Genomic DNA, 21,373 nt, shown 5'->3' on the forward strand with positions numbered 1-21,373 from the left:
TTTTCTGCTGCCCACGGTGTGAGAATGGGTAGATGTCCGAGCCTTCGTTTCCCGGCGACCCCTCTATGGAGGAGGCGTCAGTCCAGGATGCGGAGTTTGTCCCGGAACCCGTGCTTCCCGAGCCGGTACGCCAGCGGATCACGGCCCTCGCCGCCGCCGCTTTGCCCGGTTTGCCGGGCGATGAGATCCCGGTCGCGTTGCGGCGGGTCGCCCGTTTCGCCCCGAACCGCCGGGCCCGCCTCGGTGGTCGCGAGATCGCCGCGCAGCTGACTTCCGACCCGCTTTTCCGCCAGCGGATCAGCGGGCGGGTCGTCACCGACGCGGGTGACCTGGGCGCCGCGGTGTCCTCGGGCATGGCCCCCGCGGCCGCCGACCCGGTCGAGGTCGCGGCGCTGGCCTACCTGGCCCGTCCCGACGGCTGGCGCGACCTGATCGAGGGGGCCGGCGACGCGGTCCGGGCTGAGGCCGACAGCGCCGCGGTCGCTTCGCAGATCCGCGAGGCCGAGCAGCGGGCCGTGCGCGCCGAGCACGACCGCACGGTCGCCAAGGTGGAGGCCGACAAGCTGCGCGACGAGCTGGCCCGGGTCCGCGAGGAGCTCGGCCAGCTGCGCGAGGAGTCCCGCACGACGTCCAGGGCGCTGCGCGAGGCGCAGGCCGCGCAAAAACGCGCGAGCGACCTGCTGGCGACGGAAAAGGGACGCGCGTCGCGCATTGCGGCTGATCATGATGCCGAGGTACGGCGGCTGAAGACGCGCCTCGCCGAGGCGGAGGCACAGGCCGCCACCGGCAAGCAGAGCGCCAAGGATGCCCGGGCCGCCGACGACGCCCGGCTCTGGCTGCTGATCGAGACCATCGGGCAGGCGGCCTCGGGGCTGCGGCGCGAGCTCGCGCTGGGACCCTCCGACAAGATGCCGGCCGACTTCGTGGCCGACGCCGTGGCCGACCGGCCCGGGTCGCCCGAGCGGTCGCGCGCCCGCGCCCAGGACACCGACGATCCCGGCCGGCTCGACCAGCTGCTCGCCCTGCCCCGGGCCCACCTGGTCGTGGACGGGTACAACGTGACCAAGCGCGGCTTCGCCGAGATGTCGCTCGAGCAGCAGCGCAAGCGGCTGATCACCGGGCTGGGCGGGATAGCGGCACAGACCGGCGACGAGATCACCGTGGTCTTCGACGGCGCCGAGCGGGTGCACGGGCTGCCGCCGGCGCCAAGGGGCGTCCGCGTGCTGTTCTCCCGGAAGGGTGACACCGCCGACGAGCTGATCCGTCAGCTGGTGCGGGCCGAGCCCGCCGGCCGGCCCATCGTGGTGATCTCCTCGGACCGGGAGGTGGCCGACGGCGTACGGCGGCACGGCGCCTACCCCATGGGCGCCGATTCGCTGCTCAGGCGGCTCGCCCGTTCTTGAGCTGAGCCAGCTGGCTCCGCTTCGCTCGGCGATCGCGGGAGTCCCCGCTTCTGGGGCGCCCGCAGATTTTTGTCGTACCCCTCGCCTAGCGTGACGGTCACCGATGGTGGTCGGAGGGCCACCCGGGTGAGGAGGAGTGATGATCGTCGACTGCGGTCGCTGCGCCGGCCCGTCCGACGCGTGCCGAGGTTGCCTGGTCAGCGCGCTGCTGGACACGCCCGATGGCATTGCCGACCTGACCCCCGGCGAGCTCCGGGCGATCGAGACGTTCGAGCTGGCGGGCTTCGACGTCGAGATCCTGGAGACCCCCGAGCCGCCCGTCGTGGTGCCGATGTTCCCCAACCGCCACGTAGCGTGATCTCTCTAGGATGTGGCGGATGATGACGTCGCGGGCCTGGGCCGTCGGCACCCTCGTTGTGTTGGTCGTGGTGCTCGCCGTCTTCGCCGCCGTGTCCATTCCGTGGCATCGGCCGCCCGCGCCCCGGCCCGACCAGCTCGCGGCGCTGGGCTCGCTGCCGGCCGACAAGGTCGAGCGGGCCCGGCAGTTCCATTCCGAGCTCCGGCCCGGCTCCTACGGCGCGATGGCGATCGGCCTGCTCGTCGCCCTGGTGCTCGGGCTCACGCCGCTCGGCGCGTGGCTGGTCACCCAGGCCGGCCGCCCGTTCGGGGGCAACTGGGTGGCGCAGGCCGTGCTCGGCGGCCTGGTCGTGGTGCTGGCCGGCGAGGTCGTGACGCTGCCGTTCGCGGCGTGGCGGCACGTCATCGTGGTGAAGTACGGCATCTCCACCCAGTCCTGGGGCGCCTGGACGGTCGACCTGCTGAAGTCGTTCGCCGTCGGCGCGGTCATCGGCGCGGTGGCGCTGCTCGGCTTCTACACGATCACCCACTTCGCGCCGCGCTGGTGGTGGGCGTTCGGGGCGGCCGGCGCGGCCGCCCTGGTGGTGCTGCTCTCGTTCGTGCTGCCGGTGGTGGTCGAGCCGGTGTTCAACAAGTTCACCCCGATGGCCGACGGCCCGCTGCGCACCCAGCTGATCGAGCTGGCCGACCGCGACGGCGTGCCCGTGCGCGACGTGCTGGTCGCCGACGCGTCCCGGCGCACCCGCGCGGTGAACGCGTACGTTTCGGGTCTCGGCCCGACCCGGCGCATCGTCGTCTACGACACCATGCTCACCGAGGCGACGCCCGACGAGGTGGTCTCGGTGGTGGCGCACGAGCTCGGCCATGCCAAGGACAACGACGTGCTGATCGGCACGGTGCTCGGCGCGTTCGGGGCCGCGATCGCGGTGATCGCGCTGTTCCTGCTCGGCTCGTGGGGCGGGCTGCTGCGCCTGGCCGGCATCGACTCGATCGGCTCGCCGCGCGGCATCGGCCTGATGCTGGCCGTGGTCACCGTCGTCGGGCTGATCGCCGGTCCGGTTCAGTCGTATGTCTCTCGGCGCATCGAGGCCCGCGCCGACGCGCACGCGCTGACCCTGACCGGCGATCCGGCCACGTTCGAGGCGATGCAGCGCCGCCTCGGCACGGTCAACCTCTCCGACCCCGACCCGCCGACCTGGGAGTACGTGATCTCCGCCTCGCACCCGTCCACGGTCGAACGCATGGCCGCCGCCCGCGCCTACGCCCGGGGTGAGCGCTGATGGGCGCCGACGCCTCAGGCGCCACGCCCGGCGAGCGCGCCCCAACGCCCGAGCCTGCTACGCGGCCCGAGCCCGGCACGCGGCCCGAGCCTGTCTCGCGGCCCGAGCGCTCCGGGCGCACGCTGCTCGTCACCAACGACTTTCCGCCGCGGCCGGGCGGGATCCAGCAGTTCGTGCACAACATGGCGGTTCGGCAGCCGGCCGGCTCGGTGGTGGTCTACGCGTCGACCTGGAAGGGTGCCGCGAAGTTCGATGCCGAGCAGCCGTTCGAGGTGGTGCGCGAGCAGACCGGGGTGCTGCTGCCCACGCCGGCGGTGGCCAAGCGGGCCGCCTCGCTGGCCCGGGAGCACGGCTGTGACCGGGTGTTGTTCGGGGCGGCGGCGCCACTCGGGCTGCTCGCCGACGGCCTCCGGCGGAACGCGGGCGTGACCCGGGCGGTCGCGATCACCCACGGCCACGAGATCGGCTGGGCCGCGCTGCCCGGCGCCCGGCAGCTGCTGCGGCGCATCGCCCGGGGCAACGACGTGGTGACCTACCTGGGCGAGTATCAGCGCAGCCGGCTCGACCGGGCGCTGCACGGCCTGACCGATCTGGAAAGGCTGGCGCCCGGCGTCGACGTCGACGCCTTCCACCCCGGGGTCGACGGCTCGGAGGTGCGCGCCCGCTACGGCCTCACCGACCGGCCGGTGATCGTCTGCGTGTCCCGGCTGGTGCCGCGCAAGGGGCAGGACATGCTGATCCGCGCCCTGCCCGCGGTCCGCCGCCGGGTGCCCGGCGCCGCGCTGCTGCTGGTGAGCGGCGGGCCCTATCGCGCGAAGCTCGAACGCCTCGCCCGCGAGCAGGGCGTCGAGTCCGATGTGTTCTTCACCGGCTCGGTCCCGTGGGCCGAGTTGCCGGCGCACTACGCGGCCGGCGATGTGTATGCGATGCCGTGCCGCACCCGGGCCGCCGGCTTCGACGTCGAAGGGCTGGGCATCGTCTACCTCGAGGCCTCGGCCACCGGTTTGCCGGTCGTCGGTGGCGACTCCGGCGGCGCGCCCGACGCCGTCCGCGAGGGGGAGACCGGCTACGTGGTGGGCGGCCGCGACCTGGCGGCGCTGACGTCCCGCCTGGTCGAGCTGCTCGCCGACCCGGCGAAGGCCAAGGCGATGGGCGACGCCGGCCGGGCGTGGGTCGAGCAGGAGTGGCGCTGGGAGACCCAGGCCGCCCGGATGGCGCGCCTCCTCGATGATTCCCGGCATGAGTGAACTGGCGGGAGACGGAACTTGATAGACGGCGGTGACGAGGCGGCGTAGGAAAAGCAAAGAGCTTCCGGCGCCGCTCCGTCCGGCGGGCCGTCCACGCGCCGCGCGTGCCTGTATGCCGGCGCGGAGCTCGCGCTGAGGGACCCCCGAGACGGAGCCTTCGATGCCGGACGCCACCCCCGAAACCGCCGCCCCCGAAACCGCCGCCCCCGAAACCGCCGCCCCCGAAACCGCCGACCGGGAAGTACAGCAGGAGCTCGAGGACGGCGAGCTGGATGTCTCGCACTGGCTCGTGGCCTACCAGGAGGTGGCCGGGACCCCGTTCCTGCGCGCGCTCCGGCGACTGCCGTCGCTGCTCCGTGAGGCCTGGCTGCTCGCCTGGCGTGCCGACCCCCGCACCGCCGCCGCGGTCGTGTTCTTCCAGGTGGCCGCCGGCGCGGCCAGCGCGGTCGGACTGATCAGCGTGGTCGGCGTCTTCGACGGGTTGCTGCGGGACGGGCCGACCCCGGAGCGCGTGCGCGCAGCCGTACCCTCGCTGCTTCTGCTTGTCGGTGCGGCGGCCCTGCGGGGAGCGCTCACCGCGGCGGCCGCGGCGGCCAACGGGCGGCTGTCGCCGAAGGTCTACCAGTCCGCACAGATGCGGCTGCTCACGCTCACCACCCGGGTCGACCTGACGACCTTCGACGACCCCTCGTGGCGTGACGCCCTGGAACGGGCTCGCGATCGAGGCATCTCCGCCGCCGAGATGCTCGTCGATCGGGCCATCGAACTGGCCACCAACGTCGTCGGGCTCGCCGCGGCGGCGGGTGTGCTCGCGGTGCTGCATCCGATTCTGCTGCCGCTGCTCGTGCTCGCGGTGATGCCGGTCGCGTGGTCGGCTCTGCGGTCGGCTCGGCTCGACCGGCAGCGCGTCCTGCGGCTGATCACCGTGTGGCGGCGGCAGCGGATGCTGTTCGAGCTGCTGGCGGCCCGCGAGCCGGCCCCGGAGCTGCGGGCCTTCACCTTGCGCGAGTTCATGCTCGACGAGGTGCGCCGGCTCATCCAGGTATCGACGGACGAGGAGGTCCGGGTCAACACGAAGCGGGTGCGCACCTCCCTGGCCGGCACCGTGCTCAGCGCGATCGCCACCGGTCTCACGTACGCGACGCTGTTCTGGCTGCTCTGGACGGGCCGGATGGACCTCGCAGCGGGCGGCGCGGCGGCGTACGCGATCAATATCGGTATCGGGAAACTGCGCGAGCTGGCCTTCACCGCGAATCGGGTCTTCGAGCAGGGCCTCTACTTCGACGACTTCCGGGGCTTCTGCGAGTTGTCGCGGCTTCGCGCCGAGCCGACGCCCGAGGGGATGGCGCCGCGGGGCTTCCGGGAGATCAAGCTCGACCGCGTCACGTTCCGCTACCCGGATGCCGACCAGGCCGCCGTACGTGACGTCAGCATGACGGTGCGCCAAGGGGAAGTGATCGCCCTGGTCGGCGAGAACGGCTCCGGGAAATCGACGCTGGCCGCCGTGATCGCGGGTCTGTACCGGCCGCAGGAGGGCACCGTCACCTGGGACGACACCGACGTGGCCGGCCTCGACCCCGAAAGCCTGCGCGAGCGCGTCGCGGTTGTCATGCAGGAGCCCACCCGCTGGCCGCTTTCGGCCCGTCTCAACATCACCATCGGCCGGCACGACCGCGTCGTCGAGATCGAGAACGTGCACGAGGCGGCGCGCGCCGCGGACGCCCACGAGTTCGTCATGGAGCTGGCCAAGCAGTACGACACGATGCTCTCGCGACACTTCAAGGAAGGCGCCGATCTGTCGGGCGGCCAGTGGCAACGGCTCGCGGTGAGCCGGGCCTTCTATCGCGACGCGCCGCTGCTCATCTGCGACGAGCCGACGGCAAACCTCGATGCACGAGCGGAGCATGACGTGTACGAGCGATTGCGGACGCTGGCGGCCGGCAGGACCGTCGTGCTGATCACCCACCGGATGGCGTCGGTGCGGGACGCGGACCGGATCTACGTCCTCGATCACGGCGCGATCGCCGAGCAGGGCGATCATGATTCGCTGATGGCCGCGGGCGGGATCTATTCCCAGTTGTTCACCCTCCAAGCCAGCGCATATCAATCGGCGTGAGTCCCGTCGCATCGGGGCTTGTGGCAACTTTCGCGTGGCAGAGTCGGCTCATGGACCCGCTGGGTGTGGCAGTTATCGTTGCCGTGCTGGTCGTGGCCACGACGTTCGGTCTGTGGCGGCGCCGCACGGACGGCATCATTCGTGACGAGGTGGCCGAGAAGAAGCGACGTCGCGACATCCTGGGGGCGGCCGGGCTCGAGGTCGTCGAGCTCCCGGATCACTCGTCGCCGACCGCCGTGGCCACTACGGCGGCCAAGGCTGCCTCGACGGCAGCGGCTGCCGCGATGCAGGGGACCCACGCGCAGGTCGTCGTGCCGGATCGGGAAGAGGAGCCGGGCGTGGTCTCGGCGCCGGATCCGAGTGCCGCCGGCGAGCGACTCGCGCCCGGACTGCTCGAACGGCTCGGGGTCGGACCGGCGCCGGCCACGCTGCTGCAGTTCTCGTCGGCGTTCTGCGCGCCCTGCCGGGCGGTGCGGCGGGTCAGCACCGAGGTTGCCGAGCTGCTCCCCGGCGTCCAGCACGTCGAGGTCGACGCCGAGAGCCACCTGGACGAGGTGCGCGAGCTGGGCATCTGGCGCACCCCGACCCTGCTGATCCTCGACGCCGAGGGGCGCGTGGTGAAGCGCGCCACCGGCGTCCCGAGCAAGCCTCAGCTGATCGCCGCGGTCGGGGATTTGCTGCCCGCCACCGACTGAACAACCGGGGCGGGAGCCGCCGTCGCCCTGGTCAGGGTGCGAGCGCCGGGAATCAGCAGCTGGGAGGCCGCGGACGCCAGCAGGATGGCGGCGCAGACGGTGAGGACCGGGTTCAGGCCGAAGCGGGCCGACAGCGGGCCCGCCAGGGCGTTGCCGATCGGCATGGCCATGAACGAGGTCAGCGTGTCCCACGACGCGACCCGGCCCAGGGCGTTCTGGGGGATACGGTCCTGGATCGCGGTCTCCCACGCCACGTCGAAGAAGATCAGCCCGGACCAGCCGATGACGGCGCCCGCCAGGACGGCTGTCAGGGTGGCCGGCCACACGTACGCGAAAGCCCAGAGTGGCATCAACATCAGCGTGAGCCAGCCCGCCCGCAGCAAGCGACGCGGTTTGAAGCGCAAGGCGACCGCCGCGCCGATCATGCCGCCCAGGCCCTCGGCGGCGGCGATGAAGCCGGCGGCGGAGGCGCCGCCCAGGCGCTCGATGGCGATCACCTGGACGAGCACGAGGATCACGCCGTTGGCGATGTGGTAGACAGTCGCGCCGAACAGGCCGCCGAGCAGCCAGTCCCGGCTGCTGATCTCACGCCAGCCGGCGCCCAGCTCGCGCAGCATCGACGTGCGCGGGCCGCGGGTGGCACGGGTGCGCAGCAGCAGGCAGGCCGCCATCGAGGCGAGGAAGCTGACCGCGTTGACCCCGAAGCCGGCCGATGCGCCGAACGCCGCCACGGTGAGGCCGCCGAGCGCGGGACCCGCCACCGAGCTGCCGGTCTGGAGCATGCTGAGCGTCGCGTTCGCCGCCTGCCGCCGCTCGGCCGGCACCAGCAGCGGGCGCAGCGCGGTCATCGCGGGGTTGAAGAAGCTGCCCGCGCCGGACGAGATCGCGGTGAGCGCGCACAGCAGGACCAGGTGGTAGCCGCCGCCGGCGAACATCACCGCGATCGCGGCCGCGCAGAGCAGGCGGACCAGGTCGGAGACGACCATGACGCGCTGCGGCTGGAGCCGGTCGGCCCAGACCCCGCCCAGCAGCGAGCAGGCGAGCAGCGCGGTGAACGAGCAGGCCATGACGATGCCGAGGTCACCGGCGCCGCCACCGGCCTGGACGATCGCGACGGCCAGGGCGACGGTCTGGAAGCCGTTGCCGATCCAGGACAGCGTCTGGCCGGCGGCGAGCAGGCGGAAGTCGGAGAGCATGGCCGCGACGTTAGTTCGGCGTCAAACTATTCGCAATCTAAATATCGGGCGTGGAACAATGGTCACATGACGGAGGACCGGGACGGGGTGGACGATCACGTGGCGCGCTGGGCGACGTTCTGGAAGGACGACCCGCGGTTCGCGCCCGAGATCGAGGGCGCCCTGGTGCGGATGTACGACATCACCAAGTGGGCCCGCCGCCAGGACGCGGCCGCGTTCGCCGGCAACGAGGACTTCACGCTCGAGGACTACAAGACCCTCCACGCGCTGATGGTGCAGCCCTACCCGACCGAGGCCACCCCGGCGCAGCTCGCCGACGCCACCCACGTGACCCGGGCCGCCATGACCAGCCGGCTCGATCGTCTCGTCGCCGCCGGGCTGGTGACCCGCGACGTCGACCCCACCGACCGGCGCCGGGTGCTGGTGCGGCCGACGGCCAAGGGGCGCGAGCAATGGGACAAGCACATCTTCGAGGGCATGGCGCGCGACCGGCAGTTGATGGGCGCGCTCTCGCTCGAGGAGCTGGTGCGGCTCAACACCCTGCTGCGCAAGGTCATGCGTTCCCTAGAACACTAATCGGACCAGTAGAGATTGGGCCCGAGCTCGTCTTTAATGTCAGACATGGAACTCGACCCCCGTGGCCAGCGCTTCGCCGCCGCCCTGACCAGCGTCGTGCTCGTCGCGGTGCTGGCCACCGGCTGGGGCTGGCTGGCGCTCGCGCAGACCATCGTCTTCGCGATAACCGCCATGAATCCCAAGCAAGGGCCTTACGCGTACGTGTACCGCACACTGATCCTGCCGCGCCTGGGCCCGCCCGCGGAGCGCGAACCCGCCGCACCCGTGCGCTTCGCCCAGACCGTCGGCTTCACGTTCCTGGCCGTGGCCACGATCGGGTACCTCACCGGGCTGACCGCGCTGGGCGTGGTGTTCGCCGCGTTCGGACTGCTCGCGGCATTCCTGAACGCGGCCTTCGGCCTCTGCCTGGGCTGCGAGGCCTATCTGGCGCTGCGGCGGCTCTCCACCGCCCAGAAGGCTTAGAACTTCGGGGCGTCGGGCGCCTCGAGCAGACCCAGCCGCAGCGCCGTCATCAGCGCCTGCGCCCGGTTGGCCGCGCCCAGCTTCTCGTACAGCTTCGAGATGTGGGTCTTGGCCGTCGACTCCGAGACGAACAGCTGCTTGGCGATGCCCGCGACGCTCATACCGTCGGCAAGCAAGCGCAGCACCTGACCCTCGCGGGGGGAGAGCTGCGGGCCCGAGGGCGCAAGCCGCCGCTTCATCGCCTCGGCGAGGTCGGCCGCGGTGAACGCGCTCGGCGCCGAGGCGGCGTGCCGGGCGGCCGCGACAACCTCGTCGGCCGGGGCGGTCTTGGGGACGAAGGCGCTCGCCCCCGCCTCCAGCGCGCCGAACAGCTGGTCGTCGCCCGCGTACATGGTGAGGACCACGATGCCCATGTTGGCGTTGTTCTTACGGAGTGCCTTGGTGGCCTCCAGGCCGCTGCCGTCGGGCAGGCGGAGGTCCATGATCACAACGTCGGGCTGGAGGGCGCCGGCCTGGCGCACCGCCTCGGCCGCCGTGGCGGCCTCGCCGACCACCTCGAACTGGCGGTCGCGCTCGAATGCGTGTCGCAGCCCCTTACGAATCAGGTCGTGATCGTCGACGAGAAGGACCTTGGTGCGCGTGGTGGGCGCAGGACTGGTCGACATGCCTGAGTTACTCCCCTTCTGGAGCTGGAGCGGAAACGCTATCCCGCACGCTATCGCGCTTACCCGGCGATCCGAGCACTACGGCTACGGTTGTCCCGCTGGGGTGTCGCGGCGTGATTTTCAATCGGCCCCGGATCCGTTCCGCACGCTCGGCCATGATGGTGAGGCCGTAACGACCGTCCGGGCGGTCGTCGGCGAAGCCCTTGCCGTCGTCGGAGACCTCGATCTCCGCGTACGGCGGGTCCACGGTGCAGGTAACCCACAGATTAGAGGCACCGGCGTGTTTGCGCGCGTTGGTGATCGCCTCCTGGGCGATGCGCAGCAGCTCGGCCTCGGTCGCGGCGGGCAGCCGGGCGGTGGACTCGTCGAAGGTGAAATGGACGCGCAGGCCCGCCGATGTGCCCAGGGTGCGGGCGTACTCGGCGATCGCGGCGGCGAGACCGCCGTTGCGGTCCACCTCGGAGCGCAGCTCGAACAGGCTGAGCCGCAGCTCGGTGATGACCCGGGTGACCTCGTTGCGCAGGGTGCGCAGCTCCTCGGCGGTCTCCTCGGCGCCCTCGGGCAGGGTCGCCTGGGCGTTGTCGATGCCGTACCCGACCATCACCAGCTCCTGCGCGACGCCGTCGTGGATCTCGCGGGCCAGGCGCTGACGCTCCTCATTGGTGGCGAGTGAGCGGACGTCGTCGAAGAGCAGGGCGGCCTCGAGCCGGATGGCGGCCGGCTCGGTCACCCCAGTCACATCGAAGACCACAGATGAAGGGTACGCGTTCGCGACGTCCGCTTCGAGGATGACGAGGCCGATCGTGCGCACTCCCGCCACGAGCGGGACGACGAGCGAGGAGACCTCGCCGCGGCGGCTGGACCGGCCCTGCGAGCGGCCGGCCACCTGCGGCTGCTGGGTGGCCCAGGCGTCGGCGATCGCCGAGTCGGAGTCGAGCGTCGTCTCCCAGTCGACCCGGTCGGCGCCGGTCTGGGCGAGCACCACCAGCCGGCCGCCGCCGCTGGTCGACAGCACCGCGGACCGGTCGCCGGGGGCGACGAGGCGGAGCTCCTCGAGCAGGTGCTCGGAGATGCCGCCCGGATCCAAGGTGGCGCCCGGCAGGGAGCGGGCCACGCTGCGCAGCTGGGTGAGCAGGCGGGTGGCCTCCGCGTACGGCTGGGGGGTCGGCTCCGGGGGCTGCATGAGCTGGCGCATCGTGTCGGCCGCGAACGTGACGATCGCGCCCAGAACCAGCCACTGGCCGCAGGCCGCCAGGAAGCCCGGCTGGGAGATCGGACTGACCTCGCCCAGCCAGACGCCGCCGGCCACCATCGAGACGGCCGCGACGCCGAGCAGCGCGGCGCCCTCGGTGGGCCGCCGGCGCAGCGCCGCGGAGAGCAGCGGGACCGCCAGATAAGGCAGCACGGCCTCGGCGCCGAAGCCGGCGTCCACAGTGTTGGAGACGTCGGCCGCGGCGGCGATCGAGCCGGCCGCGAGCCCCACGATCGCGACCTCGGCGAACCGGCCGAGCGGCGCGAGGATCGGGTGCTCGGGGGCGAGGAACGCGGGCAGGGCGGCGACCACGAGCAGGGCGATCCAGCGCAGCTGCGCCAGGTCCTGCGTGGCGATCAGGGTGAGGGCCGCGACCAGCACCAGCATGATGACGCGCGCGGCCACCGCGAGCGGCTGGACGCGCGAGGAGACACTGGCAAGCACCGGCACCTGACGGATGGTAGTCGCCGCTGCAAGATACGGCTCGGCCCGGTCGTCGGGATTGTCACAGGGACGGGGTAGCCTCCGTGCATGGCGGATACCTCGACGCAGTCGATCCAGGTTCATGCGCCCGTCGACCGCGTGGCCGCGGTGATCTGCGACTTCCCGCGCTACCCCGAGTGGGTCGACGCGCTCAAGCAGATCGAGGTCCTCGAGGAGTACGAGGACGGCTATGCGGCCCGCGTGCGGTTCGTGATCGACGCCGGGGTGATGGCCGACGACTACACGCTCGAGTACGCGTACGCCGACGACCTGACCCGCATCGAGTGGCACCTGGTCGAGCCGTCCAAGACGCAGAAGTCGCAGGAGGGCTCCTACGACCTGGCCGACAACGGCGACGGCACCACCACGGTGACGTATTCGCTGGAGGTCGAGCTCTCCATCGGCATGCTCGGCATGTTCCGCCGCAAAGCGGAGAAAATCATCATGGACACGGCGCTCAAGCAGCTCAAGCGCCGGGTCGAGAGCCTTCCGGCGAGCTGAGCGGGTGGTGTGCCATGCCTGATTCGGCGCGGTCCGACGCGGCGAAGCCCGAATCGGCGCGACCTGACGCGACGCGAGGTTCGGCGCGGGAAGAGGCCGAGAGGCTGGTCGCCGCGATGATCGCGATGGCCGCCGGCGCGGCCGCGGCAAGCGATTCCTCCGGCGCGCGCGACTCGCTCGGCGCCGGGCTGTCGGGGCTGGCCAAAACGCTCACCGGGGTCGTCGACCGCGTTGCGAGCGCCGGCCAGGGCGGCGAGCACAAGACTGAGCACCAGCCGGGGTGGGCCACCGGGAGCGCCGAGTGCTGTGTCTGCCCGATCTGCCGGGCGATCGCCGCGGTGCGCGACCCGAGCCCCGCAACGGCCGTGCGGCTCGCGACCGGTGCCGGGGACATCGCCTCCGGCGTGGCCAGCCTGATGCGCGGCTTCTCAGCCGTGGTCGGCGACGTCGCGAAACGACCGGCCCCGCCGGCCCCGCCACCACCGCCGCCGAATCCCGATGAGACGTGGTCGGCCGCGACCCGGGTCGCAGGCTCGGCCGAGCGTGCCCGGGCCGCATCTGCAGATCCGACAAATCCGAAAAATCCGGCGGAGGCGGCGGAGGCGGCTGCGGCGGGGCTCGACCCGTGGGCGGCCGCTTCGGCGGCGAGCGCGGCCAGCGCCGAGCAGGAGCGGGCCGCCGCGCGGGAAGCCCGGCGCAAGGCGGCCGAGGAGGCGCGCGCCGCGGCGGCGGAGGCGGCAAAGCGGGTGGCCGAGGCCGCCGCGCTGGCGGAGGCCGCGAAGGAGGCCGCGAAGGCAGCCCGTGGCTCCGGCGTCAAGGAGCTCGGCGGTGAGCGCGCCCGCGGTGGGCAGGCGAGCGGTGAGCGCGCCGGCGGTGGGCAGGCGAGCGGTGAGCGCGCCGGCGGTGGGCAGGCGAGCGGTGAGCGCGCCGGCGGTGGGCAGGCGAGCGGTGTGGGCGCCCGCGGGGAGAAGTCGAGCGGCGGGCCATCCGGGGGCGGGGGCTCACGTGGGGAGATGGGGGACACGGAGCTCGGGGGCGGGCGCTCCGGCCGTACCCCTCGAAGGTTTGATGTATGGGCCGCGGCCACTGCCGAAGCGGGTGTTGGCGACGTGGCGCGAGCCGCGGCGGTTGATCATGATGTTGCGGGCGCCGAGGCGCCTGCGGAGCGCGGCGACGAGGCGGGCGACGCGGCCCCCGGCGACGACGCGGTGTGAGTGGTAAGCAGAGGAGACAGCGTGACGCTGACCATCGGAGTCGACGTCGGCGGCACGAAGGTGGCCGGGGGAGTGGTCGACGAGCACGGCACCGTGCTGGCCTCCAACCGTCGTGACACCCCGGCCGAGGACCCGGCCGGCACCCGGGACACGATCGTCGAGGTGGCCGCCGAGCTGGCCGGCGAGTTTCCGCAAGCCGTCGCGATCGGGATCGGCGCGGCCGCGTGGATCGACGCGCCAGGGGCCACCGTGCTGTTCGCGCCCAACCTGGCCTGGCGTGACGAGCCGCTGCGCGACTACGTGAGCAAGGCGGTCGGCCTGCCAACTGTGCTGGAGAACGACGCGAACGTCGCGGCCTGGGCCGAGTTCCGGTTCGGGGTCGCGAGGCACGCCGACGACTCGATGGTGATGATCACCGTGGGGACCGGTATCGGCGGTGGCATCGTGCTCGGCGGCAAGCTGTGGCGCGGGGCGAACGGCATCGCCGGCGAGCTGGGCCACATCCAGTCGGTGCCGGACGGCCATCCCTGTGGTTGTGGCCGGCTGGGCTGCCTCGAGCAGTACGCCAGCGGCAACGCCCTGGTCCGCTTCGCCCGGGCCGGCGCGCGGCAGGAGCCGGAGCGGGCCGCGCAGCTGCTCGAGCTGGCCGGCGGCGACCCGCTGGCGATCACCGGACGGCAGATCACCGAGGCGGCGCGCAACGGCGACGGCGTGGCCCGGGACGCGTTCGCGCAGATCGGCTACTGGCTCGGCGTGGCGATGGCCGACCTGGCGCAGGCCCTCGACCCGCAGATCCTGGTGGTCGGCGGCGGGGTGGTCGACGCCGGCGACCTGCTGATGACGCCGACCCAGACGACCTTCCGCGACCAGCTCAAGCAGCGCGGCCGGTTCCCGGTCGCCGACGTGGTGGCCGCCGAGATGGGCAACACGGCCGGGGTGGTCGGCGCCGCCGACCTGGCCACGCGAATCTGAGGGAAAGAAAGGGACAACGGTGTCCGGGGTGCCGCTGCGGGTGATGAGCTACAACGTCCACGGCCTGAAGGACGACCGGGCGGCCCTGATATCGATGATCCGCGAGGCGGACCCGGACGTGCTGGTCGTGCAGGAGGCGCCGCGCCGGTTCCGCTGGCGGCACAAGTGTGCGGCTCTCGCCGACGACGCCGGCATGGTGGTGGCCGCCGGCGGGCTGCCCGCCCTGGGCAACCTCGTGCTGGTGAGCATGCGGGTCAAGGTGCACGAGACGTGGTGCATGCGGTTCCCGCTGACGCCGGGGCGGCATCTGCGCGGGGCGGCGTTCGTGCGCGGCTCGGTGCGCGGCGGCCGGTTCACCGTCTCGGGCTCGCACCTGGCGACCGACCCGGCCGAGCGCCCGTCCCAGGCGGCCCTGTGGAAGGAGGCCCTCGACCGCATCGAGGGCCCGGTGATCGCCGCCGCCGACCTCAACGAGGGCCCGGGCGGCGGAGCCTGGCGGACCGTCGAGGACGGCCTGATCTCGTCGGGGGCGGGGCACTTCACCTTCCCGGCGACGCTGCCCGCACGGCTCATCGACGGCCTGTTCGTCACTCCCGACATCACCATCGAGAACTACGAGGTGGTCGGGTCAGACCTGGCACGCCGGGCTAGTGATCATCTTCCGGTTCTCGCGGACCTGAGGATCTAGCCTTCAGTCCGGTCATGGGTGGCGGGTGGGGCGGTCGGATGGCTTCCGCATAGCGCCGCGTTCTGGCAGTATCCCCGCGTGCACGACACTCCGGACATCGCCGACCGTCGGGACGCGGTGTGCGTCATCGGCGCCGGCGCCAGCGGTCTCGCCGCGATCAAGAACCTGCGCGAGCACGGCTTCGCCGTCGACTGCTACGAGCGGGAGACGTCGGTCGGCGGCGCGTGGAACTGGCGGCACGACCGCAGCCCGGTGTACGCGAGCACCCACCTGATCTCGTCCCGCCCGCTGACCGAGTTCCCGGACTTCCCGATGCCGGACAGCTGGCCCGACTACCCGCACCACAGCCAGGTGCTGTCCTATCTGGAGCGGTACGCCAAGCACTTCGGGCTCGGCGAGCACATCTGGTTCGGCACCGAGGTGGTCTCGGCCGTGCCGGTCGGCGACGGCCGCTGGGACGTCACTACCCAGTCGACCGGCGGCGGCTCGTCCCGCGTGCAGCGCTACGCAGCGGTGATCGTCGCGAACGGGCACAACTGGTCGCCCGCCAAGCCCGAGATCCCGGGTGCCAATTCTCCAGGGGCTCTGCGGGGCCAGGTGATCCACTCGGACAAGTACAAGGACCCGGCGCAACTGCGCGGCCGCAAGGTGCTGGTGATCGGCGGCGGCAACACCGGCTGCGACATCGCCGTCGAGGCCGCCCAGCAGGCCGGCACGGTCTGGCACTCGACCCGGCGCGGCTACTGGTATGCCCCCAAGTACGTCCTCGGCCGCCCCGCCGACCAGGTCAACGACCGGTTGCTGCGACTCAGGCTGCCGCTGCGCCTGCGTCAGTGGTTCTACCGCCGCACGCTGGCCCTGACGACCGGCGACCTGACCCGCTTCGGCCTTCCGGAGCCCGACCACCGGCCGTACGAGAGCCATCCGGTTGTGAATTCGCAGTTGCCGTATTTCCTGGGGCACGGCCGGATCAAGCCGGTCCCGGACGTGGTCCGCTTCGCCGACGGCAAGGTCGAGCTGGCCGACGGCCGCCGCATCGATCCCGAGCTGGTGATCACGGCGACCGGCTACGTCCCGCGCTTCGAGTTCCTCGCCCCCGAGCTACTCGACAGCGATCCGGACGGCCGCCCCGACCTGCACCTGCACGCGTTCGCCCGCAAGCACCCGACGCTCGCCGTGGTCGGCCTGCTGCAGCCGGACGCCGGGCTGCTGCCGCTGGCCCACTGGCAGAGCGTCGCGGTGGCGCGCTGGCTGCGCCTGCGCATAGACGATCCGGTACGCGCGGCGGCGGTCCAGCAGAAGGAGTCGGCCCGCCCGATCCGCAGCTGGTCGAAGCGCCAGGTCGTGCCGAGCCGCCGGCACTGGTTCGAGGTCGACCACCTCGACTATCTGAAAGCCGTCGGCGGTTTGCTGCGCGAGATGGAGCCGGCCAAGTGAGCGACGAGATTCTCCGCTGGGCGGACTGGACCTCGCCGGTGCCGCCGGTCGAGCGCGAGGTCGTGTCCCGGCTTGTCGAGGGCGAGACCGAGCAGCCGCCGCTGCTGTTCGTGCCCGGTCCCGGCCACGGCGCGTGGGCGTTCGCCGAGCGCTGGCTGGGGCACGCGGCCAACCGGGGTTTCCCGGCGCACGCGCTGACCCCGCGCGAGGGCGGTGACCTGCGCGCTCACGTGCACGATGTGCGGCAGGTGGCCGCGTCGCTGCCACGGCAGGCGGTGCTGATCGGGCACGGTTCCGGGGCGGCGGTGGTGGCGCAGGCGCTGGCTCGCTATCCGGCACGGGTCGCCGTGCTGGTGGCCCCCGTGCTGTCCAAGTGGGGCGCCATCGGCACAGCTTTCAAAACCAATCCGTTGGGTACGACACCAGCGGTCTTCGGCGGCCGTCAGCGACTCAGTCGCAGGCAGCATTTCAGCGATGCCCTGCCGGCCGAGGACGCCGACCGCTATCTGGCTCGCATTTCTGCCCGACGCCCCTTCAGCACGAAAAATCCGGGCAAAGCGGTGGGTGGTCCGCCTGTCCTCGTCGTCGGGTCGCCGGACGATCGGGTGGTGTCCCGCAAGGCGCTCGACAGCACGGCGGCCGCCTACGGGGGAGCGCCGCTGCTCTTCCCGGGCATGGGCCACGACATGATGCTCGACGCCGGGTGGGCCGAGCCGATCGACGCCATCCTCGACTGGCTGACCAAAGAGCTATCGGTGACGAGCTAGCGTCCGCCGCTGCCGGGGCAGGTGGCGGGCCAGCTGGCCGGTCTGGTCGAGGGCCGTCAGGTACGCCCGGGCCCAGGCGTGGATGTCGTGCGCGGTGATGTGCGCCCGCATCGCCGCCATCCGCCGCGCCAGATCGGCCGGGTCGGCGTCCAGCGCCTGCAGCAGCGTCTCCTTGAGGCCGTCCACGTCGTGCGGGTTGACCAGGAACGCGTCCTCGAGCTCGGCCGCCGCCCCGGCGAACTCGCTGAGCACCAGCGCCCCCGCGCCGTCGCTGCGAGCCGCCACGAACTCCTTGGCGACCAGGTTCATCCCGTCGCGCAGCGGCGTCACCACCATGACGTCGGCGGTCTGGTAGAGCGCCGCCAGATCGGCCCGGTCGAACGGCTGGTTGAGGTAGTGGATCGCCGGCTCGCCCACCCGGCCGTACTCGCCGTTGATCCGCCCGACCTCGCGCTCGATCCGGTCGCGCAGCCCGCGGTAGCTCTCCACCCGCTCGCGGCTGGGCACCGCCACCTGCACCATCACGGTGTCGCGTACCTTGATCCGCCCGTCGCGCAGCAGTTCGCTGTACGCCGTCAGCCGGTGCTCGATGCCCTTGGTGTAGTCGAGCCGGTCGACGCTCAGCAGCACCTTTTTATGGGTGCCGAGGTCGTGGCGCAGCTGCCGGGCCTGGTTGCTCACGTACGGACGGGCGGACAGCTGCTCCATCTCGGCCACGTCGATCGACACCGGGAACGCGCCGGTGCGCACCACCCGCCCGCCGACCAGGATCTTGTCGTCGGCGCCCTCCGCGCCGAGCAGCTTGACGGCCAGCTGGGCGAGGTTGTGCGCGGCCTGCTCGCGCTGGAACCCGACCAGGTCGGCGCCGAGCATCCCGCGCACCAGCTCGACCCGGCGGGGGAGTTGCATGAACAGCTCGGGCGGCGGGAACGGCACGTGCATGAAGAAGCCGATCAGCACGTCGGGCCGCAGCTCGCGCAGCAGCTGGGGCACGAGCTGGAGGTGGTAGTCCTGCACCCAGACGGCGGCGCCGGGCTCGGCCACCTCGGCGGCGGCCTCGGCGAAGCGGCGGTTGACCGTCCGGTACGTCTCCCACCAGCCCCGGTCGAAGACGGGGGTCTCGACGGCGTCGTGGTAGAGCGGCCACAGCGTCGAGTTGGCGAAGCCCTCGTAGTACCCCCGGAGCTCGTCCTCGGTGAGCGGCACCGGGCGCAGCCGTAGCGTGCCGATGTCGGGCAGGGCGGGCGCCGGGCCGATCCCGCCGCCCCAGCCGACCCAGGTGGCCGGCGTCTGTTCGAGGATGGCGTGCAGGGCGCTGGCGAGCCCGCCGGGGCTACGCCGCCACTCGCAGGCGCCATCGGGGGCGGCGTTGTCGTCGAGCGGGAGACGGTTGGCGACCACGACCAACGAGCTCTGGCGCATCACCGAAGGTTACCGGACAGCCTCCAAGAGCTACACAGACAGTGGTCTATCCAACTGATGCGGCGGTCAGACCACGGCGCCGTCGTCGAAGTCGTCCTCGTCGTCGTCGCCGGAGCGCAGCCGCCAGACCAGCATCACCGCGCCGGAGACGATCGCCGCGAAGCCGATCAGCGTCACGTAGTCGCGGGCGATCGGCAGCATGCCGGGGAAGAGGAACAGCACGAAGCCCAGCACCACGCCGAGGATGCCCATCACCGCGTACTTCGAGATGCGCGGCAGGGGAGGGGGCGGCGGCGGGACGTAGCGCTCGTCCTCGTCGTCGTCCTCCAGGTCGGCGCCGAAGGTGTCGAGCCCGTCGATCAGGGTCGGCTCGGCGGGCCGGTCGGTGCGGCGGCGGTTGTGCTCCACCGGCCCGGCCTCCGTCGCCGGCGGGGTGGCGGGCGGCGGCTCCGGGGCCTGCGGCAGCTCCTCGAGGGCCGGCCAGGGCGCGGCGGTCGGGTCGACCGTGGTGTGGAAGCCCGCCACGATCTTGGCCCACTCGGCCTCGATGTCGGGCTCGGCGGTCGGATCCGCCGGCGGCGGCGAGGCGGGCGGGAACGGTGACTGGCCGCCGGTCTCCTTGAGCAGGTGCGCCTTGGCGTCCGCGAGGTAGGTGCGGTCGACGTAGAGCCGGTCGGTGGGGCGCGCCGGCAGCGCGGTGGCGCGCAGGATCGGATTGAGGTCGGCCGTGGGCTGCAGATATGCCGCGATCCCCGCGGCCTGGAGCACGTCGAGCAGGTGCTCGCCGACGCGCGGATCGACGTCGCCGGCCACCGCGTAGTCGGCCGCGTCGAGCCCGTTGTCCCGCCGCCCGCGGCGGGCGCCACCCGCTGTCACCCTGCACACTCCCTCGCCGACCGTGCCTTGAATGGTGACACGCCAAGCACCGGTTGCGGGAGTGCGTTGTGGCGCGCCGTCCCGCTACCCATCCAACCGCCCCGCCCGGCCACCCCTGAACGGACTGAAGGCTCTAAGCTTCCCCTGCGACCGATGTCCGAGAAAGGACACTCGTGTTCTATTGGCTCCTCAAGTACGTGCTCTTAGGCCCGCTCCTCAAGCTGATCTTCCGGCCTGACGTGCGTGGCCTGCGCAACGTGCCCGCGGACGGTCCGGTGATCCTCGCCTGCAACCACCTTTCCTTCTCCGACTCGATCTTCACACCCTTGATGGTGAATCGCAGGGTGACGTTCGTCGCGAAGGCGGAGTACTTCACCGGCAAGGGGATCAAAGGGAAGCTGATGCGGCAGTTCTTCCTGGGCACCGGGACGATCCCGGTTGACCGTTCGGGTGGCCAGGCCGCCCAGGCGGCCCTGGACACCCTGCTGCGGGTGCTGCGCGAGGGTGGCATCGCGGGCATCTATCCCGAGGGGACACGATCGCCCGACGGCCGGCTCTACCGCGGCAAGACCGGGGTGGCCCGGCTCGCGCTGGAGAGCGGCGCGCGGGTGGTGCCGGTCGCGCTCCTCAACACCGACGAGATCCAGCCGACCGGCACTCTCATTCCCAAGATCCGACGCGTACGGATGACCTTCGGCGCCCCGCTCGACTTCTCCCGCTACGGCGCCTCGCGCGGCGACCGGTTCGTCGAGCGCGCGATCACCGACGAGATCATGTACGAGCTGATGGTGCTTTCCGGTCGCCCGTACGTCGACATCTACGCCAGCAAGCTGAAGACAACCATTGAAGCTCCGGCCCAGGGGCAAATTCGCACTGCGCCCGTCGGTGTCGAGGGCACCGGAAAAGGCGAGGCGTAGCCGATGTCTTTTCCGGAGTCCTCGACACCGACCTTCTGGGGCGCAGTGCCCGCCGAGCGGAGCGAGGCCATCAGGCAACAGCCATCCCCGCGCGCCGCCGGAGCGCCTGCAGATCGGTGACCACGATGCGGCGGCCCTCGGTGCGTAGCCACCCGCGGCTGGCGAACGAGCCGATCGCCTGATTCACGCTCTGGCGCGAGCCGCCGGCCATCTCGGCGAGCTGGCTCTGGTTGAGCTCGATCGTGATCATCGGCGCCTGGCTCTCCCCGGCCAGCCGCACCAGCGTCTTGGCGACGCGGCCGGGCAGGTCGAGGAAGACGTGATCGGTGTTCTGCTCGGTCAGCCGGCGGATCAGCGCGCCGACCGAGCGCATCACCGCGTCGAGGATGCGCGGGTTGGAATGCACGAGGTCGATGAACGCGGCCCGGGACAGCGTCAGCGCCTGGCAGTCCTCGATCGCCTCGGCCGACGCGCTGCGGGTCGCGGCGTCCAGAAGGGACACCTCGCCGAGCACGTCCGGCGGGCGCACGACCGTCAGCACCGCGCGCTCCCCCGTGGGCGCGGTGCGGAAGATCGCGACGGCGCCGCGTTTGAGAATGATCAGGGATTCGCCGGGGTCGTGCTCGACGAAGATGATCTGACCCTTGCGATAGGTGCGTGGAACCGCGGTGGCGATGACCCGCTGCCGGACGTCCGGCTCCAGGCCAGCGAACATCTCCACGCCGGTCAGCGCGTCACCGGAATCCGGCATGCGATGGTCCACGGCGTCTATCCCTCCCCCAGGTGGGGACCGCGTCGACGAACCCGGCCGGCGCCGGCCCCTCGACGCGAACGATCACTAATAGCA

21 protein-coding genes are annotated in these 21,373 nt (G+C 72.0%); 15 read left to right on the top strand and 6 right to left on the bottom strand.

All coding sequences use genetic code 11. The features are described 5' to 3' along the window. Nucleotides 1–32: 32 nt before the first annotated feature. From ACQPZX_RS09440 to ACQPZX_RS09465, 6 genes are all read left to right on the top strand, one after another. On the top strand, nt 33–1,403 hold the full coding sequence (locus ACQPZX_RS09440) for an NYN domain-containing protein (RefSeq protein ID WP_433377261.1): 1,371 nt from the start codon (nt 33–35) through the stop codon (nt 1,401–1,403). A gap of 139 nt (nt 1,404–1,542) precedes the next feature. After that, nucleotides 1,543–1,761 (top strand): hypothetical protein, encoded by a 219-nt coding sequence (locus ACQPZX_RS09445; protein ID WP_433377264.1) that lies wholly within the window; start codon nt 1,543–1,545, stop codon nt 1,759–1,761. A 22-nt stretch (nt 1,762–1,783) separates the two neighbouring features. Continuing rightward, a complete protein-coding gene (locus ACQPZX_RS09450) occupies nt 1,784–3,040 on the top strand; it encodes a M48 family metallopeptidase (protein ID WP_433385128.1) in 1,257 nt (418 codons plus the stop codon). Then, nucleotides 3,040–4,287, top strand: a complete 1,248-nt coding sequence (locus ACQPZX_RS09455) for a glycosyltransferase family 4 protein (RefSeq protein ID WP_433377267.1) — start codon at nt 3,040–3,042, stop codon at nt 4,285–4,287. The genes ACQPZX_RS09450 and ACQPZX_RS09455 overlap by 1 nt, the downstream gene beginning before the upstream one ends. 160 nt (nt 4,288–4,447) lie before the next feature. After that, nucleotides 4,448–6,403, top strand: coding sequence for an ABC transporter ATP-binding protein (locus ACQPZX_RS09460; protein WP_433377270.1), 1,956 nt, complete (start codon nt 4,448–4,450; stop codon nt 6,401–6,403). 50 nt (nt 6,404–6,453) lie between these two features. Further along, nucleotides 6,454–7,098, top strand: coding sequence for a TlpA family protein disulfide reductase (locus ACQPZX_RS09465; protein WP_433377273.1), 645 nt, complete (start codon nt 6,454–6,456; stop codon nt 7,096–7,098). On the opposite strand, the gene ACQPZX_RS09470 is transcribed toward ACQPZX_RS09465, so the two are convergent. After that, nucleotides 7,053–8,294, bottom strand: a complete 1,242-nt coding sequence (locus ACQPZX_RS09470) for an MFS transporter (protein ID WP_433377276.1) — start codon at nt 8,292–8,294, stop codon at nt 7,053–7,055. The two genes, ACQPZX_RS09465 and ACQPZX_RS09470, sit on opposite strands and share 46 nt — an antisense overlap. Nucleotides 8,295–8,360: 66 nt before the next feature. Between ACQPZX_RS09470 and ACQPZX_RS09475 the strand changes: the two genes are divergently transcribed. Together ACQPZX_RS09475 and ACQPZX_RS09480 are read left to right on the top strand one after the other, a co-directional pair. Then, nucleotides 8,361–8,870 carry a MarR family winged helix-turn-helix transcriptional regulator gene (locus tag ACQPZX_RS09475; protein ID WP_433377279.1) on the top strand — a complete coding sequence of 170 codons (510 nt, stop codon included), beginning with the start codon at nt 8,361–8,363 and terminating at the stop codon, nt 8,868–8,870. A gap of 45 nt (nt 8,871–8,915) precedes the next feature. Continuing rightward, entirely contained in the window at nt 8,916–9,332 is a 417-nt protein-coding gene (locus ACQPZX_RS09480) for a DUF4395 domain-containing protein (protein WP_433377282.1), read from the top strand. On the opposite strand, the gene ACQPZX_RS09485 is transcribed toward ACQPZX_RS09480, so the two are convergent. Both ACQPZX_RS09485 and ACQPZX_RS09490 read right to left on the bottom strand, forming a co-directional pair. Then, nucleotides 9,329–9,997 (bottom strand): response regulator transcription factor, encoded by a 669-nt coding sequence (locus ACQPZX_RS09485; protein ID WP_020512124.1) that lies wholly within the window; start codon nt 9,995–9,997, stop codon nt 9,329–9,331. The two genes, ACQPZX_RS09480 and ACQPZX_RS09485, sit on opposite strands and share 4 nt — an antisense overlap. A 7-nt stretch (nt 9,998–10,004) precedes the next feature. Then, entirely contained in the window at nt 10,005–11,699 is a 1,695-nt protein-coding gene (locus tag ACQPZX_RS09490) for a GAF domain-containing sensor histidine kinase (protein ID WP_433377285.1), read from the bottom strand. A gap of 81 nt (nt 11,700–11,780) precedes the next feature. Between ACQPZX_RS09490 and ACQPZX_RS09495 the strand changes: the two genes are divergently transcribed. The 6 genes from ACQPZX_RS09495 to ACQPZX_RS09520 all read left to right on the top strand — a co-directional run bounded on the left by ACQPZX_RS09495 (nt 11,781) and on the right by ACQPZX_RS09520 (nt 17,311). Beyond that, entirely contained in the window at nt 11,781–12,233 is a 453-nt protein-coding gene (locus tag ACQPZX_RS09495; protein ID WP_433377288.1) for an SRPBCC family protein, read from the top strand. A 14-nt stretch (nt 12,234–12,247) separates the two neighbouring features. Next, entirely contained in the window at nt 12,248–13,447 is a 1,200-nt protein-coding gene (locus tag ACQPZX_RS09500; RefSeq protein ID WP_433377291.1) for a hypothetical protein, read from the top strand. A 21-nt stretch (nt 13,448–13,468) separates the two neighbouring features. Next, on the top strand, nt 13,469–14,419 hold the full coding sequence (locus ACQPZX_RS09505; protein WP_433377294.1) for an ROK family glucokinase: 951 nt from the start codon (nt 13,469–13,471) through the stop codon (nt 14,417–14,419). 43 nt (nt 14,420–14,462) lie between these two features. After that, entirely contained in the window at nt 14,463–15,107 is a 645-nt protein-coding gene (locus ACQPZX_RS09510) for an endonuclease/exonuclease/phosphatase family protein (RefSeq protein WP_433385130.1), read from the top strand. 78 nt (nt 15,108–15,185) lie between these two features. Further along, complete coding sequence (locus ACQPZX_RS09515; RefSeq protein WP_433377297.1) at nt 15,186–16,544, top strand: flavin-containing monooxygenase; 1,359 nt, start codon at nt 15,186–15,188, stop codon at nt 16,542–16,544. Next, complete coding sequence (locus tag ACQPZX_RS09520) at nt 16,541–17,311, top strand: alpha/beta hydrolase (protein ID WP_433377300.1); 771 nt, start codon at nt 16,541–16,543, stop codon at nt 17,309–17,311. The genes ACQPZX_RS09515 and ACQPZX_RS09520 overlap by 4 nt, the downstream gene beginning before the upstream one ends. On the opposite strand, the gene ACQPZX_RS09525 is transcribed toward ACQPZX_RS09520, so the two are convergent. After that, nucleotides 17,294–18,733, bottom strand: coding sequence for an alpha,alpha-trehalose-phosphate synthase (UDP-forming) (locus ACQPZX_RS09525; RefSeq protein WP_433377303.1), 1,440 nt, complete (start codon nt 18,731–18,733; stop codon nt 17,294–17,296). The genes ACQPZX_RS09520 and ACQPZX_RS09525 overlap by 18 nt on opposite strands. A gap of 66 nt (nt 18,734–18,799) precedes the next feature. After that, entirely contained in the window at nt 18,800–19,609 is an 810-nt protein-coding gene (locus ACQPZX_RS09530; protein WP_433377306.1) for a DUF308 domain-containing protein, read from the bottom strand. 173 nt (nt 19,610–19,782) lie between these two features. Here ACQPZX_RS09530 and ACQPZX_RS09535 point away from each other — a divergent pair, with 173 nt between their 5' ends. Then, nucleotides 19,783–20,526 carry a lysophospholipid acyltransferase family protein gene (locus ACQPZX_RS09535; protein ID WP_433377309.1) on the top strand — a complete coding sequence of 248 codons (744 nt, stop codon included), beginning with the start codon at nt 19,783–19,785 and terminating at the stop codon, nt 20,524–20,526. A gap of 70 nt (nt 20,527–20,596) precedes the next feature. On the opposite strand, the gene ACQPZX_RS09540 is transcribed toward ACQPZX_RS09535, so the two are convergent. Further along, nucleotides 20,597–21,277, bottom strand: a complete 681-nt coding sequence (locus tag ACQPZX_RS09540; RefSeq protein WP_378964859.1) for a Crp/Fnr family transcriptional regulator — start codon at nt 21,275–21,277, stop codon at nt 20,597–20,599. Between the last annotated feature and the right edge of the window lie 96 nt (nt 21,278–21,373).

This window comes from Actinoplanes sp. CA-142083 (assembly GCF_050942195.1).
Lineage (GTDB): Bacteria > Actinomycetota > Actinomycetes > Mycobacteriales > Micromonosporaceae > Actinoplanes.

Bases quoted from the DNA above. Each gene is read 5' to 3' on its own strand.
- ACQPZX_RS09440 (WP_433377261.1), top strand. From the start codon at position 33: ATGTCCGAGCCTTCGTTTCCCGGCGACCCCTCTATGGAGGAGGCGTCA.
- ACQPZX_RS09445 (WP_433377264.1), top strand. From the start codon at position 1,543: ATGATCGTCGACTGCGGTCGCTGCGCCGGCCCGTCCGACGCGTGCCGA.
- ACQPZX_RS09450 (WP_433385128.1), top strand. From the start codon at position 1,784: ATGACGTCGCGGGCCTGGGCCGTCGGCACCCTCGTTGTGTTGGTCGTG.
- ACQPZX_RS09455 (WP_433377267.1), top strand. From the start codon at position 3,040: ATGGGCGCCGACGCCTCAGGCGCCACGCCCGGCGAGCGCGCCCCAACG.
- ACQPZX_RS09460 (WP_433377270.1), top strand. From the start codon at position 4,448: ATGCCGGACGCCACCCCCGAAACCGCCGCCCCCGAAACCGCCGCCCCC.
- ACQPZX_RS09465 (WP_433377273.1), top strand. From the start codon at position 6,454: ATGGACCCGCTGGGTGTGGCAGTTATCGTTGCCGTGCTGGTCGTGGCC.
- ACQPZX_RS09470 (WP_433377276.1), bottom strand. From the start codon at position 8,294: ATGCTCTCCGACTTCCGCCTGCTCGCCGCCGGCCAGACGCTGTCCTGG.
- ACQPZX_RS09475 (WP_433377279.1), top strand. From the start codon at position 8,361: ATGACGGAGGACCGGGACGGGGTGGACGATCACGTGGCGCGCTGGGCG.
- ACQPZX_RS09480 (WP_433377282.1), top strand. From the start codon at position 8,916: ATGGAACTCGACCCCCGTGGCCAGCGCTTCGCCGCCGCCCTGACCAGC.
- ACQPZX_RS09485 (WP_020512124.1), bottom strand. From the start codon at position 9,997: ATGTCGACCAGTCCTGCGCCCACCACGCGCACCAAGGTCCTTCTCGTC.
- ACQPZX_RS09495 (WP_433377288.1), top strand. From the start codon at position 11,781: ATGGCGGATACCTCGACGCAGTCGATCCAGGTTCATGCGCCCGTCGAC.
- ACQPZX_RS09500 (WP_433377291.1), top strand. From the start codon at position 12,248: ATGCCTGATTCGGCGCGGTCCGACGCGGCGAAGCCCGAATCGGCGCGA.
- ACQPZX_RS09510 (WP_433385130.1), top strand. From the start codon at position 14,463: ATGAGCTACAACGTCCACGGCCTGAAGGACGACCGGGCGGCCCTGATA.
- ACQPZX_RS09525 (WP_433377303.1), bottom strand. From the start codon at position 18,733: ATGCGCCAGAGCTCGTTGGTCGTGGTCGCCAACCGTCTCCCGCTCGAC.
- ACQPZX_RS09540 (WP_378964859.1), bottom strand. From the start codon at position 21,277: ATGCCGGATTCCGGTGACGCGCTGACCGGCGTGGAGATGTTCGCTGGC.